This is a genomic window from Streptomyces paludis (assembly GCF_003344965.1).
Classification (GTDB): Bacteria; Actinomycetota; Actinomycetes; order Streptomycetales; family Streptomycetaceae; genus Streptomyces; species Streptomyces paludis.
Genome location: NZ_CP031194.1, coordinates 7,063,200 through 7,079,730 on the forward strand (window position 1 = coordinate 7,063,200; position 16,531 = coordinate 7,079,730).

Consider the following 16,531-nt stretch of genomic DNA (forward strand, 5'->3'; position numbering starts at 1 on the left):
CACCGCCCCGTACCCCCCCACCGTCCTTACCGTTCCAAGGAGTTCCCCGTGCCCGACACCCAGACGCAGCCCCTCGATCCCGTCGCCCTGCACCGCGACAGCGTCGTCTTCAACGCCCTCGACTGCACCCCGCTCGCCTGGGCGGACGAGACCTACCTCGGCAAGCTCGCCGCCTCCGGGGTCACCGCGATCAACCACGCGGTCTCCGTCTCCCAGGGCTACGACGCGGCGGCAGCCGCCCTCGTCGGCTGGCAGCACCGGCTGGCGGAGACGGACGGGCGGGTCTTCCAGGCGTACGGACTCGACGACGTCACGCGCGCCAAGGAGACCGGGACGGTCGCCTGGTTCGCCGGGTTCGAGGACAGCAAGCCGGTGGGGGAGGACCTGTGGCGGCTGGCCGCCCTGCACCAGCTGGGCCTGCGCTTCATGGGGCTCACGTACCAGAACCGGAACTACGCGGCCGACGGCAGCGGCGAGAGCGCCAACGGCGGGCTGAGCCGCTTCGGCCGCTCCCTCGTCGCGGAGTGCAACCGGCTGGGGATCGCGCTGGACCTCTCGCACACCGGTGAGCGCTCCACCCTGGAGACCATCGAGACCTCCACGAAGCCGGTGCTCGTCACCCACGCCGGACTGACCCACTTCGTCGACAGCCCGCGCAACAAGAGCGATCTCGTCGTCAGGGAACTCGCCGCGCGCGGCGGGGTGTTCGGCCTCGCGGCCAAGTCCGGCTTCCTCACCCCCGACGGGCTGACCCGGCGGCCGGGCGCCGAGGTCTTCGCCGACAACATCGACTACCTGGTCGAGCTGGCCGGCATCGACCATGTCATCGTCGGCACCGACGTCGGCGACGAGCGCAAGTACTCCCGCGAGGGCATGGCGCGGGTGCGCCGGCTCTACCCGGAGATCCCCATCGTCGGCGCGGACCTGGACCTCGAACGGATCCACCCCGAGGGCCTGGGCACCCCCGCCGACCTGCCCCTCATCACCGAGCTGCTGGCCGGGCGCGGTTACAGTGGCGAGGACATCGGCAAGGTGCTCGGCGGAAATCTCCAGCGGGTCCTGGCGGAGATCTGGGATTCGGCTTCGGGAGAGTGACTGTGGCGCGTCGTACGGTGAGTGTGGCGATCGTGGGCGCGGGACCGCGCGGTACGGCCGTACTGGAGCGCCTCATAGCCAACCTCGGGCCGGCCGGGCCCTGGGCGGACACCCCGGCCGAGCTGCATGTCGTCGAGCCGCACACCCCCGGCGCCGGCCGTGTCTGGGACCCGGCGCAGCCCGCGCACCTGCTGATGAACACGGTCGCCGGACACGCGACCGCGTTCCCCGACGACACGGTACGGATGGCCGGCCCGCCGGCGACCGGTCCCACCCTCATGGAGTGGGCGCGCGAACACGCGCCCGGCATCGAGCCGTGGGAGCATCCGAACCGCGCGCTGATGGGCCGCTATCTCGCCTGGGCGCACGCGCGCATCGCCGCCTCCGCCGCCCCCGGCACCCGGATCGTCGCCCATCCGACGCGCGCCGTCGGTCTCGATCCGGACGGCCCCGGCGGCCGGTCGCGGCTGCGGCTCGCGGACGGGACGGAGCTGCTCGCCGACGCGGTGGTCCTGGCCACCGGCCACACCGACCGGCTGCCCTCGCCCGAGCAGCGCGCGCTCGCCGACGCCGCCGACCGCCACGGACTGCTGTATCTGCCGCCGGGACACCCCCGGGAGGCGAGGCTCGATCTGCTGCCGCCGGGCGAGCCCGTGCTCGTGCGCGGGCTCGCGCTCAACTTCTTCGACCAGCTGGCGCTGCTGACCGCCGGTCGCGGCGGACGCTTCGAGGAGGCCGGTCCCGGGGGCCGGCTGCGCTACGTACCGTCCGGGCGGGAGCCGCTGGTCCTGGCGGGGTCCGGGCGCGGGGTGCCGTATCTCGCCCGGAACCAGGTGCCGGGCGAGATGCCGGCCGGACACTCCCTGGTCCACTTCGACGAGGCGGCGCTCGGCCGGCTGACCGCGCGGGAGCCGGGGACGGTCGACTTCGCGAAGGAGGTCCTGCCGCTGATCGAGCGGGAGGCGGCGGAGGCGTGGGACCGTACGGGCGTCGGCGCGGGCATTGGTACGGGCGTCGGTACGGGCGTTCGTACGGCGGGCTCCTTCGACATGGCGGCGGTCGACCGGCCGCTGACCGGCCGCACGTTCGCCGGCCGCGCGGAGTTCGGCGGCTGGCTGCGGGAGTGGCTGCGCGCCGACATGGCCGCCGCCCGCGCGCCGGGACACAGCCCGCTCAAGGCCGCGGCCGGCGCGGTCACGGCGGTGAAGGGACAGGTACGGCGGCTGGTCGCGGCCGGGGTGCTGACCGGCGGCTCGTACCGTGAGCTGGAGTGGTTCCGCTCCTTCGGGGCCCATCTGTCCAGCGGCCCGCCCGCGAGCCGGATCGCCGAACTGATCGCCCTCGGCGAGGCGGGCGTCGTCGAGTTCCTGGGGGCGCGGCCCGTCGTGAGTGTGGACGACACGGCCGGACGGTACGTCATGACCTCCCCGACCACCGGCGGTTCCCCGGCCACGGCCCGCGCCCTGCTGGACGCCTGGCTGCCCGGCCAGGACCTGGCGGAGACCGCGGAGCCGCTGCTCGCCGGACTGGTCGCCGCCGGACTGGCCCGCCCGCACACGGCGGGCACCGGCGCCGGTACGGAGCCGACGGGCGCGCTCGACGTGGGCGCCGGCGATCTGCGGGTACGCGCGGCCGACGGGCGGGCCCACCCGCATCTCTTCGCGGTCGGCATCCCGGTCGAGGGCGTGCACTGGAACACCCCGATCGGCGCGAAGGCGCGCGCGAACGCCGAGATGTTCCGGCAGGCGGACACGATCGCCCGGGCCGCCCTGGAGTGGGCGGCCCGTCCGTAGTCGCGGATACGGCACTGGAGCCAGCCCCGGACACGTCCCCGGGGCGGGCCCCGTCAGCCGAGCAGCGCCGCGATCACCACCAGGACCGGGACCGACGCCACCGTCGACAGCAGAATCGATTCGCGCGCGAGCCGCTCGCCGACCCGGTAGCGCGAGGCGTACGTATAGAGGTTCTGGGCGGCGGGCAGCGCCGAGGTGACGACGACATCGAGCAGCGCCGCGCCGTGCAGCCCGAAGACACCCGCCCCCAGCGCCCAGGCCGCCGCCGGCATGCCCACGGCCTTCAGCCCGGCGGAGAGCAGCACGGCGAACCGGTCCGGGCCCCGGCCCGGCAGCGTGCTGCCGCACAGCGAGATCCCGAAGGCCAGCAGCACGGCGGGCACCGACATATTGCCGATCAGCACCAGCGGATCGAGTACGGGCCCGGGCACCGTCCAGCCGGCCGCCGCGACCACCACGCCCAGCAGTGAGCTGGCACCCACCGGATTACGGAGCGGGGTGGTCACCCGCTGCCAGACCGAACGTTTCTCCGCGCCCCCGGACAGATCGAGCACCGTCAGCGCGATCGGGGTGGCCACGAGCTGCTGGAAGAGCAGGACGGGCGCCACCAGCGAGGCATCGCCGAGCACGTACACCGCGATCGGGATACCGAGATTGCCGGCGTTCACATAGCTGGAGCACAGCGCGCCGATCGTGCTGCGCCCCACGTCCCAGCGGCGGATCAGGGCGACCGCGAGGAACGCCCCGGCCGCCACCGCGGTGCTGATGGCGGTGATCAGCAGCCTGCTGGAGAGGATCACCGACAGATCGGCCCGGGCCAGCGTGGTGAACAGCAGGGCGGGCGTGGCCACATGGAAGGCGAGCTTGGTGAGCACCTCGCGGCCGTTGTCCCCGAGATACTGCCGCCGGCCGATCAGATAGCCGACCCCGATGACCACCGCGATCACGGCGAATCCGGTCAGAACTCCCTGCACGGCATGTTCCCGTCAGGTGAAGGGGCGGCGGTCGGCGGCGAGGTGAATAGATGGAGCATGCAGCCACTTTCCCGAGGAACGCCGGGCCGGGTCAACGTGATCTCACGCACCGATACGCCTCCGTGCGCTCCGTACGCCTCCCCGTGCCGCCGGGACAGCGTGGTGGCCGGGGGCGGGTCGGGTGCTTGACGGGCTCCGTAGGGGGTTTTAGGTTGGCGGAGAGTTCCATAAATATGGATAGCTTTCACATGTATGAACGGAGTCCTATGCTTGACGGAGTGCTGTTCTTTCCGGTCACCCCGTTCGCCCCCGACGGCGGCCTCCACACGGCGGCCCTCGACGCCCATGTCCGGGCCGGGGTGAGCGCCGGCGCCGGCGCGGTCTTCGCCGCCTGCGGCACCGGTGAGTTCCACGCCCTGTCGGCGGGCGAACACACCGACGTCGTCCGCACGGCGGTGGGCGCGGCGAACGGTACGGTCCCCGTCTACGCAGGAGTGGGCGGCGCCCTCCCGACGGCCGTCGCCCTCGCCCGGGCCGCCCGCGACTACGGCGCCGACGGACTGCTCCTGCTGCCGCCGTACCTGGTCAACGCCGACCAGGACGGACTGGTGGAGTACGTACGGCAGGTCGCGGCGGCCACCGGACTGCCCGTCATCGTCTACAACCGCGCCAACGCCCGCTTCGGCCCGCGCGCCGCCGTCGAGGTCGCCGGCCTCGCCAATGTGACCGGCTTCAAGGACGGCGTCGGCGACATCGAGACCCTGGCCCGTACGGTCGTCGCGATCAAGCGGTCACTGCGCGAGAGCGGCAGCGGCGGTGCAGGCGGCGGTGTCAAGTCGTTCCAGTTCTTCAACGGACTGCCCACCGCCGAGGCGACCGTGCCCGCCTACCGGGCCATCGGCGTGCCGCTGTACTCGTCGGCCGTCTTCTGCTTCGCCCCGGAGATCTCCCTGGCGTTCCACCGCGCGGTGACCACCGGCGACGACTCACTCGTCGACGCCCTCCAGGCCGGCTTCTTCCACCCGCTCGTGGCGCTCCGCGAGAAGGTCCCGGGGTACGCGGTCTCCCTGGTCAAGGCGGGCGTACGGCTGCGCGGACTGGATGTCGGTCCGGTCCGGCCGCCGCTGACCGAGCCCGCGCCGGACGATCTGCGCGAACTCGCCGCGCTCCTGGAGCGCGGACTCGACCTGGTGAAGGGTGTCTGACCATGAGCGCGACGAGCGGGACAAGTGCCATGAGCGCGACGGACACCGGACAGCTGCGGATCTCCGCCGTCACCCTCACCCCGGTCGCCTTCCGCGACCCGCCGCTCCTCAACTCGGTCGGCGTCCACGAACCGTACGCCCTGCGCACCGTCGTCGAGGTCCACACCGACGGCGGGCTCACCGGACTCGGCGAGACCTACGCGGACGCCCGCCACCTCGACCGGCTGCGCGCCGTGGCGGAACGGATCACCGGGCTCGACGTGTACGCGACCGAAGAACTGCACCGGCGTGTCGGCGAGGTCATCGCCCGCCTCGGCGGCGTCGGCGGCACGGGGCTGACCGGCATGGTCACCAGCAGCAGCACGGTCGACCGGGTCCACTCCCCGTTCGAGGTCGCCCTGCTCGACATCCAGGGCCAGGCGTGCGGACGGCCCGTCTCCGACCTCCTCGGCGGCGCCGTCCGCGACACGGTGCCGTTCAGCGCGTACCTCTTCTACAAATGGGCCGCCCACCCCGGCGCCGAACCCGACGCGTGGGGCGCGGCGCTGGACCCCGAGGGCATCGTGGCCCAGGCCCGGCGGATGGTCGGCACGTACGGCTTCACCGCGATCAAGCTCAAGGGCGGCGTGCTGCCGCCCGAGGAGGAGATCGAGGCGATACGGGCGCTGCGCGCCGAGTTCCCCGGCCATCCGCTCCGGCTCGACCCCAACGCCGCCTGGACCGTGCCCACCTCCATCGAGGTGGGCCGGGCGCTCGACGGTGTCCTGGAGTATCTGGAGGACCCGACCCCGGGCATCGAGGGCATGGCGGCCGTCGCGCGCGAGGTGCCGATGCCGCTGGCGACCAACATGTGCGTGGTCGCCTTCGACGAACTCCACCCCTCGGTGGCCGTGAACGCCGTACAGGTGATCCTCTCCGACCACCACTACTGGGGCGGACTGCGCCGCTCCAAGCTTCTCTCCGGCATCTGCGACACCTTCGGCATGGGCCTGTCCATGCACTCCAACTCGCATCTGGGCATCAGCCTCGCGGCGATGACCCATCTCGCGGCGGCCACCCCGAACCTCACCTACGCCTGCGACACCCACTGGCCGTGGAAGACCGAGGACGTGATCGAGCCCGGCGTCCTGACGTTCAAGGACGGCTCGGTGGCCGTGCCCACCGCCCCCGGCCTCGGGGTGACGCTCGACCGCGACGCGCTCGGGACCCTGCACGAGCAGTACCTCTCCAGCGGTCTGCGCAACCGGGACGACACCGGCTACATGCGGACCGTCCACCCCACCTACCGGGCCACGATCCCGCGCTGGTGACACGGCCGGTGCCCGGGGCCGGGGGGTCCCGGGCGCCGCGTGACACCTTTCACGGAACCGGCGGGCATACCGGGCGCGTACGAGGGCATAAGGGCATCCGGGAAGCGGTCCCCCCGACCGCCCTCCGGTGTGGCAGGAGCTATGAACGAACAGATCGTCAGCGGTACGGTGTGCGCGGCCCTCGCGGACTCCGTACGGCCGCTGCGCCGGGCCGGCGAGTTCAGCGGCGTTCCCGGGTGTATCGCCGAGGCCCGGCTGCTCGCCGCCCAGTTCCTCCAGCAGCTGGAGGCCGAGTGGCTCGCCGCCCTCGGCGAACGGACGACCGGCGATCTGATGCTGGTCGTCAGCGAGCTGGTGACCAACGCCGAGCGGCACAGCCACGGCCCGTATCTGCTGGAGCTGGAGGGCACGGACCGGCAGGTGCTCGTGACGGTGTACGACAGCAGCCCCGTGCTGCCGCTCCGTTACGAACGGGACCCCGGCCGGCTCGGTGGCCACGGCATGGAGATCGTGTACGCGGTCGCGGACGCGCTCACCGCCGAACGGGTGCCGGTCGGCAAGCGCGTCCAGGCGGTGTTCGACCTGGCGCGCCGCCGGATCACGGCCTGACACTCCCGCTTCCCGCAGGCCCCTTGTAGCACCGCTGCGGGGGCTCTACGATGCGCACCAGGTCATGAAACGTTTCAATGCGCAGGGGCGGGTGAGGGCGTGCGGGGTCGGGGTGCGAGGGACCGGGGCGTGAGGGGCGGCGGGACGTGCCGTCGGCCCGCGCCGCTACGGCTCCCGGCGCAGCAGATACGTGTCCATGATCCAGCCCTTGCGGGCCCGCGCCTCGGCCCGCAGCTCCACGATCCGGCCGGCGACCTCGGAGAGCCGGCCCGACACGAGGATCTCGTCCGTCGTCCCCACATAGGCGCCCCAGAAGATGAGCGGATCGTCCGCCGTGTGACGGAGGAAGGACTGATGGGCGTCGAGCATCACCACCAGATCGTCCACCCCCTCCGGCCAGCCCTCGTCGGCCAGCCGCCGGCCGGTGGTGATCTGCACGGGCGCGCCCACCCGGTTCAGCCCGGTCCGGTGCCGGGCGGCCAGCGCCGAGACACTGCTGATGCCGGGGATCACCTCGTGGTCGAAGCGCACCGCGCCGCGCTCCAGCACCTCGTCGAGCACGGCGAGCGTCGAGTCGTACAGCGAGGGATCGCCCCAGACCAGGAACGCGCCCGTGGCGTCCTCGCCCAGCTCGTCCAGGAACGCGCGCTCGATACGGTCGGCCCGCCGGGCACGCCAGTCGGTGACGGTCCCGGGATAGCCGGCACCGTCGGCCGCGCGGTCCCGTTCCGGGTCGTCGAGTGTGACCAGCCGGTACGGGCGTCCGCCGCCGGAGCGCCCGTCCCCGAGGTGCCGGCGCAGGAGCGCGTGACGCGCCTCGGCCAGATCCGCCTTCTCCGTGCCCTTGTCGAGCAGGAAGAACACGTCGACCCGCCGGAGCGCCTCGACCGCCTGCACGGTGAGCTGGTCCGGGTCGCCCGCGCCGATGCCGATGACAGAGATCTTTCGCATACCGCCGAGTCTGCCGCACGTTCCCCGGAAAGGTCCCATCCCTCGGATGTCTGACGCACCGTCACACCGTATGAGCGGCTCACCCGCTCCCGCACCGGCGGCAGCCGCGCCACCGGTGCGCGCCGCCCTGTTCGTCACCTGCGTCAATGACGCGCTGTACCCGTCCACCGGGATCGCGACCGTACGGCTCCTCGAACGGCTGGGCGTCGAGGTCGACTTCCCGGCGGCCCAGACCTGCTGCGGCCAGCCCCAGTTCAACACCGGCTACCGGCGCGGGACCGAACCGCTGGTCCGCCGGATGACCCGGGTGTTCGACGGCTACGACTATGTGGTCACCCCGTCCGGCTCCTGCGCCGCGATGGTCCGCCACCACTATCCGAGGATCGGCGGCGAGGACGCCGCCGGCCTGGCCTCCCGTACGTACGAACTGACCGAGTTCCTGGTCGACGTGGTGGGCGTGACCGATGTCGGCGCGTACTTCCCGCACACCGTCACCTACCATCCGTCCTGCCACGGACTGCGGATGCTCGGGCTCGGCGAGCGGCCCAGGAAGCTGCTGGAGTCGGTCCGCGGACTGGAGCTGCGCGAGCTGCCCGGCGCCGACGAGTGCTGTGGTTTCGGTGGCACCTTCGCGCTGAAGAACTCCGATGTCTCCGCCGCCATGGGCCAGGACAAGGTGCACCACGCCGTCACGACCGGTGCCGAGGTGCTCTGCGGCGCCGACAACTCCTGTCTCATGCACATCGACGGCATCCTGCGCCGCGAGGGCGCCGCACCGCGCGCCGTGCATCTCGCGGAGATCCTGGCGTCGACCGAAGAGGAGCCCTGGTCATGAGCGGTACGTATCTGGGCATGCCGGCCTTTCCGGTGGCCGCGAAGGAGGCCGTGGGCAACGAGACCCTGCGCGGCAATCTGCGGCACGCCACCCACACCATCCGCGACAAGCGGGCCAGGGCGGTGGCGGAGCTGGCCGACTGGGACCTGCTGCGCGAGGCGGGCAAACAGATCAAGGACCGGACCCTGCGCCATCTGGACCGCTATCTGCTCCAGTTGGAGGAGTCGGTGACGGCGGCGGGCGGGGTGGTCCACTGGGCGGCCGACGCCGAGGAGGCCAACCGCATCGTCGCGGACCTGGTGAAGGCCACCGGCGAGCGCGAGGTCGTCAAGGTCAAGTCGATGGCCACCCAGGAGATCGGCCTCAACGAGGCGCTGGCGGCGGAGGGCATCGCGGCGTACGAGACGGATCTCGCCGAACTCATCGTGCAGCTCGGTGAGGACCGGCCCTCGCACATCCTCGTCCCGGCGATCCACCGCAACCGGGGCGAGATCCGCGAGATCTTCCGCGACCGGATGGGCGAGTGGGGCCGGGCCGCCCCCGACGGTCTCTCCGACACCCCCGCCGAACTCGCCGAGGCCGCCCGGCTTCATCTGCGCGAGAAGTTCCTGCGCGCGAAGGTCGGTGTGTCCGGGGCCAACTTCATGGTCGCGGAGACCGGCACCCTGGTCGTCGTAGAGTCGGAGGGCAACGGGCGGATGTGCCTCACCCTGCCCGAGACCCTGATCTCCGTGGTGGGCATCGAGAAGGTCGTACCGAGCTGGCGCGACCTGGAGGTCTTCCTCCAGACGCTGCCGCGCTCCTCGACGGCGGAGCGGATGAACCCGTACACCAGCATGTGGACCGGCACCCACGACAGCGACGGCCCCCGGAACTTCCACCTCGTCCTGCTGGACAACGGCCGGACCGACACCCTCGCCGACGAGGTCGGCCGGCAGGCGCTGCGCTGTATCCGCTGCTCGGCCTGTCTCAATGTCTGCCCGGTCTACGAACGGGCCGGCGGACACGCGTACGGATCGGTCTACCCGGGACCGATCGGGGCCATCCTCAGCCCCCAGCTCCGTGGCACGCGGAGCGAGATCGACGCCTCGCTGCCGTACGCGTCCTCGCTCTGCGGGGCCTGCTACGAGGTGTGTCCCGTCGCCATCGACATCCCCGAGGTCCTGGTCCATCTGCGCGAACGCGTCGCGGACCAGGGCGGCAAGGGGCACCGGCTGGAGAAGGCGATGATGAAGGCGGCGGGCTGGGTCCTCGACCATCCGGGCGTACTGGCGGCGGGGGAGCGGGCCGCGTCCCGGACCCGCGCGCTCCACCCGTCGAAGCCGCCGGGCGCGGGGGCGTGGACGGACGCGCGCGAACTGCCGGAGCTGCCGCCGGAGCCGTTCCGCGACTGGTGGAAGAAGAACCGCGGCAACGACCGTAAGGACAGCGGAACATGAGCGATGCAAAGGTCACGGTCACGGGCCCGGGCACGGGCTCGCGCGAGCGGATGCTCGCCCGGATCCGCGCCGCCGTCGCCGACGCGCCCGAGGCGCCGGAGCCCGCCCGCGACTACCTCGACACACACACCGCCGACAGCGGGGTCGTCGATCTCCTCGCCGAGAACCTGGCCGACTACCGCGCGCTCGTCCACCGCACCGACGGCGCCGGACTGCCCGCGCTCGTCGGACGCCTGCTGACCGAGCGCGGCGCCCGTACGGTCCTGGTGCCGCCGGGGCTGCCGGCGCCCTGGCTCGCCGCCGTCCCCGACGCCGTCGCCCGGATCGAGGACGACCCGCGCGCCACGGCGGGGGAGCTGGACACGGTGGACAGCGTCGTCACCGGCTGCGCGCTGGCCATCGCCGAGACCGGCACCCTCGTCCTCGACGGCTCCCCCGACCAGGGGCGGCGCCGGATCACCCTCATCCCCGACCACCACATCTGCGTGGTGCGGGTGCCGGACCAGGTCGTCGCCTCCGTGCCGCGCGCGATGCCCAGGATCGTGCCGACCCGGGCGCTGACCTGGATCTCGGGACCGTCCGCGACCAGCGACATCGAACTCGACCGGGTGGAGGGCGTCCACGGACCGCGCACCCTGGAGGTCATCCTGGTCACGGAGTGACCGGGCAGCGGGAGCGGCGCGCGGGGGGCGGGTTCAGCGCCGGGTGAGCCGCGGCGACTCCCGGCCGGCGTCCACCGCCGTCCCGCCCCGCTCCACCCGCCCGGCCAGCGCCCGCGCCCACGCGGCCAGCCCGGCGACATCGAGGCCGTGCGGCTCGGCGTGCCGGGGCTCGGCGCCGGAGCCGCCGTACTCCTCGGTGTACGCGGCGATCCCGCCCGCGCCCCGCCGCAGCAGCCGCGCCCCGCCGGCCGCGTTCCCCCGGGCGGCGTGCGTCAGCCCGACCGCGAGCTGGGCCATCCCCCGCCACAGCGCCCGCTCCTCCTCGGGCCCGGACTTCCACGCGTCCTCGAACACCTCGTGGGCGTGGAACGGCTTGCCCGCGTCCAGCAGCCGCTGCGCCTCCCGCAGGGTCTCGCCGGGCGTACGCACCACACCCTCGGGCTGCCGCTCCACCCCGGCCGCCCCGTACGGCAGCGGCCGCCCCAGCCCGTCCCGGGGCCGCGCGTTCCGAGCCCGCCCCGCCTCGTCCCGGTCCCGCCCGTCATCGCCCATACCCCGATTGTCCCCGCCCCCGGCGCCGCCGGACACCGTCCCGAGCGCGGCGCGGAGTGCGGTAATGTTCTCTTGCGCGGTCGGACCGGGGAAACCCCGGCGAGCCGGGCACCGGGACGTGGCGCAGCTTGGTAGCGCACTTGACTGGGGGTCAAGGGGTCGCAGGTTCAAATCCTGTCGTCCCGACTTGTGTTTTCGCAGGTCGCAGGCGGTATCGGAGAAATCCGATACCGCCTTTCCGTATGTCAGGGAGCCGGCTGGGAGACCGCCGCCAGGACGAGATCGCTCAGCTCGATGAATGCGTCCCCGGAGGACAGCCCCGTGGAGTCGAGCAGCTCGCGGCTGTGGATGCCGTCGATCAGCAGCCCGACGGCCCGGCTGACGAACTCGGCGTGCACGGAGCGGAAGTCGCCCGACTCCACGCCCGCGTGGATCATCCCGCGGACCCTGCTCGTGGCGGCGAGCGAGTTGACCGTGTAGATCTCGCGGGTCGTGTCGTCGTCCAGCATGTCGGCGTAGCAGGCTACCGACATACGGCGCATCTGGGTGCCCACGGCCGCCAGATAGGCGGCGATCCGCTGTGCGGGGTCCGCGACCGTGGCGACCTCCCGCTCCACCTGCTCCGCGGCGTCCCGGAAGAAGTTCTTGAGTGCGGTCGCGACTAGGTGGTGGCGGCTGGAGGAGACCGCGTACAGGGTGGACTTCGAGCACTGGAGACGTGCGGCGAGCGTGTCGACGGTCAGTCTGGCGAAACCTTCCGCCAGAACGATCGCCTGTACGCGCCCGAGCAGTTCGTCCCTGCGGTCGTCGTCGAGGCGCTTGCGTCCGGGACCGGCCGGGCGCCGACCGGTCCGCGAGCGGGGCTGCACGGATGCACCACTCCCTACCGAGGCCGAGCTGTTCCGGTACCGCGTCACGCTTTATCGTACTGCGGGCCGCCGGGCCCCGGCGCGTCTCGTGGAGGGGCGCGTGAGGTGCGACGCCGGCGGGCGGTGGGTGCCCGCCGGCCGTCACCCGGTCCGCGCGGTCATGCCACGGTGCGGATCAGCTTCTTGTTGATGAACTCCTCGATGCCGAGGGGACCGAGTTCGCGGCCGAAGCCCGAGCGCTTCACGCCCCCGAAGGGGAGTTCGGCGCCTTCCGCGGCCACGCCGTTCACAAAGACCATGCCGGCCTCGACGCGGTCGGCGAAGCGGGCGGCCTGGGCGGGGTCGGTGGTGAAGACGTACGAGCCGAGGCCGTACGGGGTGTCGTTGGCGATACGCAGGGCGTCGTCCTCGTCGGCGGCCGGGAAGACCATCGCGACCGGGCCGAAGAGTTCCTGCCGGGCGGCGGTGTGCCCGGTGGTGAGGCCGGTGAGGACGCCCGCCGGGAAGAACGCGCCGTGCCGCTCGCCCGCGCTGTGCAGGGTGGCGCCCTCCGCGACGGCCGCGTCGACCTGGCGGGCCAGGGTGCCGGCCGCGGCGGCGGAGGAGAGCGGGGCGCCGGTCTCGGAGGCGAGCAGCCGCGCGGTGAACTTCTCCACGAACGTGTCGTACAGCTCCCGTACGACGATGAACCGCTTGGCGGCGTTGCACGCCTGGCCGGTGTTGTCGAGGCGGGCGGCGACGGCCGCCGTCACCACGGCGTCGAGGTCGTCGGTGGACAGCACCACGAACGGGTCGGAGCCGCCCAGTTCGAGGACGACCTTCTTCAGATGCCGGCCGGCGATCTCGGCCACGGCGGCACCGGCCCGCTCGGATCCGGTCAGCGAGACGCCCCGTACCCTCGGGTCCGCGATCATGCCGGCGATCTGCTCGTTGGTGGCGTACACGTTCACATAGGCCCCGGCCGGGAAGCCCGCCTCGGTGAACAGCCGCTGGAGGAGCGCGGCCGTGGCCGGGCACTGGGGGGCGTGCTTGAGGACGAGGGTGTTGCCGGCGGCGAGGTTGGGGGCGGCGAACCGGGCGACCTGATAGGCGGGGAAGTTCCACGGCATGATGCCGAGCAGCACGCCGAGGGGATCGCGCCGGACGACGGCGGTGCCGGTGCCGGAGGTGACGGGAAGCGGCTCGTCGGCGAGGAACCGCTCGGCGTGGTCGGCGTAGTAGTGGTAGATGTCGACGCAGAAGTCGATCTCGCCCTCGGCCTCCGGAAGGGGCTTGCCCATCTCCCGCACGATGCTCGCTGCCAGCTCGTCGCGGTGCTGTGTGTGCAGGTCGCCCAGGCGGCGCAGCAGCGCGGCGCGCTCGGCGACGGAGGTCTCGCGGTACTGGGCGGCGGCGGTGTGGGCGGCGTCGAGGGCCTGCTGTATCTCGGTGTCCGTGGCGGTCGGGTAGGTCGCGGCGACCGCGCCGGTCGTCGGGTCGGTGACGGCGTACGTGGTGTCCTTGGCGTGCATGGTTCTCCGTAGGCAGGGGTGGGGCGGGTGCGGGGCGGGCTCAGGGCCCAGGGCTCAGGGCTCAGGGCTCCAGGATCGTCCGCATTCCGGTGTTCGTCCTGAGGTCGTCGAGGGCGTCCGCGGCCTCGCTCATCGGGCGTGTCCTCCCGATCAGTTCGTCCAGGGGCAGCCGGCCGGCCAGATACAGACGGGCCAGCTTCGGGATGTCGATCTCTCCCACGCTGGAACCGTAGTTGCAGCCGAGGATGCGTTTGCCCTGGTCGGCGAGGTCGAAGAGGTTGAAGGAGGCGGTGGCGTCGGTGGCGGCCATACCGACCAGGACGGCGGCGCCGCCGGAGGTGAGCAGGCCGGGCAGGGTCTCGACGACCTTCGGGCTGCCGATGGCCTCGAAGACGTAGTCGGCGCCGCCGAGGTGCTCCCGGCACCAGGCGGCGACGTCCTCGCGGGCCCCGTCGAGGGTGTGGGTGGCGCCGAAGCGCCGTGCGGCGGCGAGGCGTTCGGCGGAGAGGTCCACGGCCACCACGGGATCGGCGCCGACCAGCCGCAGGCCCATCACCACGGAGAGGCCGACCCCGCCGGTCCCGATGACGACGGCGGACTCTCCCGCCCGTACGCCCGCGGTGTTGACCACCGCGCCGACGCCCGTGGTGATGGAGCAGCCGAGGAGCGCGCCGATGCCGAAGGGAAGCTCCTCGGGGACCTTCACGGCGGCGGTCTCGGGGACGACCAGGCGGCCGGTGAAGGCACCGAGTCCCAGGTACGGCCAGATCCGCTCGCCGTCGGCGCCGGTGAACGCGGTGCCGCCGTCGGGGAGGGTGTTGTCGACGGCCTTGGTGCCGGTGCACAGCCATGCCTGGCCGGCGGCGCACTTGCGGCAGCGCCGGCACGGTGCGAACCAGGAGAGCACGACATGGTCGCCGGGGCGTACGGAGGTGACGCCGGCGCCGGTCGCGGTGACCACGCCCGCCGCTTCGTGGCCGAGGACGAGGGGGCGGTCGGTGGGCCAGTCGCCGGACACGATGTGCAGGTCGGAGTGGCAGACGCCGGCGGCGCGGACCTCGATCTCGACCTCGCCGGGCCCGGCGGGCCGTACGGACACCTCCCGGGTGCGCAGGCCGTCGGCGGGCGAGAAGACAACGGCCGGGGAGAGCGGTGTGGGCATCAGAGCGTCTTCATCTCTTCGGTGGTGGCGCGGCCGGGGGTCAGTTTGGTGTGGGGCTTGGCGGCGGTGACGTAGCCGAGGCCGAGGAGGAAGAGGACGGAGAAGACCAGGACCACGGCCCAGACCTGGATCCAGCTGCCGCCGGCCGGGGCGAGTTCGGTGCGCGGCCAGGCGATGTTGACCGCCTCGAAGAGCAGCCACAGCACGGCGAGGACATTGACGACGAGTCCGGTGCGGCCGAGTCTGAGCTGTCCGGCGCCCGGGTTCCAGCGGCCGGTCAGCCGCGCGACGAGCGCCACGACGGCGACCGCGAGGAAGATGAAGTAGAAGCCTCCGGAGCCGAACGCGATCAGGGTGGCCGCCGCGTTGCCGTTCAGCCCGAGCAGCAGGCCGAGGGCGGCGAGGACAGCGGTGGCGATGAGGGAGACGTACGGGATCTGCCGGGGGCCGACGGTGGCGAGCACTGGGGAGAAGGGCAGCTGGCGGTCGCGGGCGAAGGCGTAGACGGCGCGGCCGATGTACGTCTGGATGGAGACGGCGCACGCGAAGAACGCGATCAGGACGACCAGGATGAACGGCTTCTCGCTCCAGCCGCCGAGCCCCTGGGTCACGGCCTCGAAGACGGGGTCCACGACGGTGCCGGCGACGGCGTCCTCGGGGCGGCGCAGGGCCAGGGTGACGGCGAGGCCGGTGAGCAGCACGGTGAAGCCGACGAAGAGGTAGGCCCGCAGCAGGGCGCGCGGCACACTGCGGCGCGGCTGCTCGGTCTCCTCGGCGACCTGGGTGGTGGCGTCGAAGCCGAGGAAGGCCCAGCCGGCCACGGCGAGACAGGTCAGGAAGCCCGCGGTGACGGAGCCGCCCGAGGCGCCTTCGGCCCCCAGCGTCTCGAAGAGCAGGCCGAAGCCGTTGTGGTGGGCGAAGAGCAGGAGGACCAGGCTGACGGCGATGGAGGCGACGCCCTCGGCGATGATGCCCGCGTTGAGAAAGTGCTTGACGGGATCGACCCCGAGGAGGTTGATGCCGAGCGCGACGGCGACGAAGACGACGCCGAGGACCACATGCTGTCCCGGGGACGGGGCGCCGTCGGCGAACAGCATGTGCAGCCAGCTCGCGCCCAGGTAGGCGACGGTGGTCAGCGAGGCGACGGCGGAGGCGAGGTAGATCCAGCCGACCAGCCAGCCCAGACGCGGTCCGGCCAGCCGCCGTACCCACTGGTAGACGCCGCCGGTGACCGGGAACTGCGAGGAGAGTTCGGCGTAGACCACGGCCACGAGGAGCTGGCCGAGGAAGGCGACGACGACGGCCCAGATCCAGGCGGGCCCGGCGAAGACGAAGCCCAGCTGGACGACGGCGTAGATGCCGACCACGGGCGAGATGGTGGCGAAGCCGATGGCGAAGACGGCCCAGGCCGACAGGGTCCGTTTCAGCTCCTGCTGATAGCCGTATTCGGCCAGCTCTCCGGCGTCGGTGCGGGGGTCGTCCACCTGGTTCTCCTGACGTGCTGCGCGGTGCCGCGTGGTGCCGGGCCGGGCCCGGGACGGGCCTGTGACCTGGCCCGTGACCG

At 72.6% G+C, this 16,531-nt stretch carries 15 protein-coding genes and 1 tRNA gene; 9 read left to right on the forward strand and 7 right to left on the reverse strand.

Features of this window, described 5'->3' with window-relative positions; translation table 11 throughout:
• Window positions 1-48 precede the first annotated feature (48 nt).
• Both DVK44_RS31155 and DVK44_RS31160 read left to right on the forward strand, forming a co-directional pair.
• Complete coding sequence (locus DVK44_RS31155; protein WP_162794134.1) at window positions 49-1,095, forward strand: dipeptidase; 1,047 nt, start codon at window positions 49-51, stop codon at window positions 1,093-1,095.
• 2 nt (window positions 1,096-1,097) lie between these two features.
• Complete coding sequence (locus DVK44_RS31160; RefSeq protein WP_162794136.1) at window positions 1,098-2,888, forward strand: FAD/NAD(P)-binding protein; 1,791 nt, start codon at window positions 1,098-1,100, stop codon at window positions 2,886-2,888.
• A gap of 53 nt (window positions 2,889-2,941) precedes the next feature.
• On the opposite strand, the gene DVK44_RS31165 is transcribed toward DVK44_RS31160, so the two are convergent.
• A complete protein-coding gene (locus DVK44_RS31165) occupies window positions 2,942-3,862 on the reverse strand; it encodes an AEC family transporter (RefSeq protein WP_114663970.1) in 921 nt (306 codons plus the stop codon).
• A gap of 266 nt (window positions 3,863-4,128) precedes the next feature.
• On the opposite strand from DVK44_RS31165, the gene DVK44_RS31170 reads away from it, so the two are divergent.
• The 3 genes from DVK44_RS31170 to DVK44_RS31180 all read left to right on the forward strand — a co-directional run bounded on the left by DVK44_RS31170 (window position 4,129) and on the right by DVK44_RS31180 (window position 6,986).
• Entirely contained in the window at window positions 4,129-5,067 is a 939-nt protein-coding gene (locus DVK44_RS31170) for a 5-dehydro-4-deoxyglucarate dehydratase (RefSeq protein WP_114663971.1), read from the forward strand.
• A 29-nt stretch (window positions 5,068-5,096) separates the two neighbouring features.
• On the forward strand, window positions 5,097-6,377 hold the full coding sequence (locus DVK44_RS31175; RefSeq protein WP_114663972.1) for a glucarate dehydratase family protein: 1,281 nt from the start codon (window positions 5,097-5,099) through the stop codon (window positions 6,375-6,377).
• Window positions 6,378-6,518: 141 nt separating this feature from the next.
• Window positions 6,519-6,986, forward strand: a complete 468-nt coding sequence (locus DVK44_RS31180) for an ATP-binding protein (protein ID WP_114663973.1) — start codon at window positions 6,519-6,521, stop codon at window positions 6,984-6,986.
• 165 nt (window positions 6,987-7,151) lie between these two features.
• Here DVK44_RS31180 and cobF read toward each other — a convergent pair whose 3' ends face one another.
• A complete protein-coding gene (cobF, locus tag DVK44_RS31185) occupies window positions 7,152-7,937 on the reverse strand; it encodes a precorrin-6A synthase (deacetylating) (protein ID WP_114663974.1) in 786 nt (261 codons plus the stop codon).
• A gap of 115 nt (window positions 7,938-8,052) precedes the next feature.
• Here cobF and DVK44_RS31190 point away from each other — a divergent pair, with 115 nt between their 5' ends.
• The 3 genes from DVK44_RS31190 to DVK44_RS31200 are packed head-to-tail and all read left to right on the forward strand — an operon-like array spanning window position 8,053 to window position 10,873.
• Window positions 8,053-8,772 (forward strand): (Fe-S)-binding protein, encoded by a 720-nt coding sequence (locus tag DVK44_RS31190; RefSeq protein ID WP_114663975.1) that lies wholly within the window; start codon window positions 8,053-8,055, stop codon window positions 8,770-8,772.
• A complete protein-coding gene (locus DVK44_RS31195; protein ID WP_114663976.1) occupies window positions 8,769-10,211 on the forward strand; it encodes a LutB/LldF family L-lactate oxidation iron-sulfur protein in 1,443 nt (480 codons plus the stop codon). The genes DVK44_RS31190 and DVK44_RS31195 overlap by 4 nt, the downstream gene beginning before the upstream one ends.
• The gene (locus DVK44_RS31200; protein WP_114663977.1) at window positions 10,208-10,873 is read left to right on the forward strand and encodes a LutC/YkgG family protein; all 666 of its coding nucleotides are present in this window, start codon (window positions 10,208-10,210) and stop codon (window positions 10,871-10,873) included. The genes DVK44_RS31195 and DVK44_RS31200 overlap by 4 nt, the downstream gene beginning before the upstream one ends.
• A 33-nt stretch (window positions 10,874-10,906) precedes the next feature.
• Here the strand turns inward: DVK44_RS31200 and DVK44_RS31205 are convergent, their stop codons facing one another.
• A complete protein-coding gene (locus tag DVK44_RS31205; RefSeq protein WP_114663978.1) occupies window positions 10,907-11,425 on the reverse strand; it encodes a DUF309 domain-containing protein in 519 nt (172 codons plus the stop codon).
• 112 nt (window positions 11,426-11,537) lie between these two features.
• Here DVK44_RS31205 and DVK44_RS31210 point away from each other — a divergent pair.
• A tRNA-Pro gene (locus tag DVK44_RS31210) sits at window positions 11,538-11,611 on the forward strand.
• A 59-nt stretch (window positions 11,612-11,670) separates the two neighbouring features.
• Here the strand turns inward: DVK44_RS31210 and DVK44_RS31215 are convergent.
• The 4 genes from DVK44_RS31215 to DVK44_RS31230 form a co-directional block, all read right to left on the reverse strand.
• Entirely contained in the window at window positions 11,671-12,294 is a 624-nt protein-coding gene (locus DVK44_RS31215) for a TetR/AcrR family transcriptional regulator (protein ID WP_114663979.1), read from the reverse strand.
• 158 nt (window positions 12,295-12,452) lie between these two features.
• On the reverse strand, window positions 12,453-13,805 hold the full coding sequence (locus DVK44_RS31220) for an NAD-dependent succinate-semialdehyde dehydrogenase (protein ID WP_114663980.1): 1,353 nt from the start codon (window positions 13,803-13,805) through the stop codon (window positions 12,453-12,455).
• A 61-nt stretch (window positions 13,806-13,866) separates the two neighbouring features.
• On the reverse strand, window positions 13,867-14,967 hold the full coding sequence (locus tag DVK44_RS31225; protein WP_114663981.1) for an alcohol dehydrogenase catalytic domain-containing protein: 1,101 nt from the start codon (window positions 14,965-14,967) through the stop codon (window positions 13,867-13,869).
• The gene (locus tag DVK44_RS31230) at window positions 14,967-16,451 is read right to left on the reverse strand and encodes an APC family permease (RefSeq protein ID WP_114663982.1); all 1,485 of its coding nucleotides are present in this window, start codon (window positions 16,449-16,451) and stop codon (window positions 14,967-14,969) included. Before DVK44_RS31230 ends, DVK44_RS31225 begins: the two co-directional genes overlap by 1 nt.
• Window positions 16,452-16,531 lie beyond the last annotated feature (80 nt).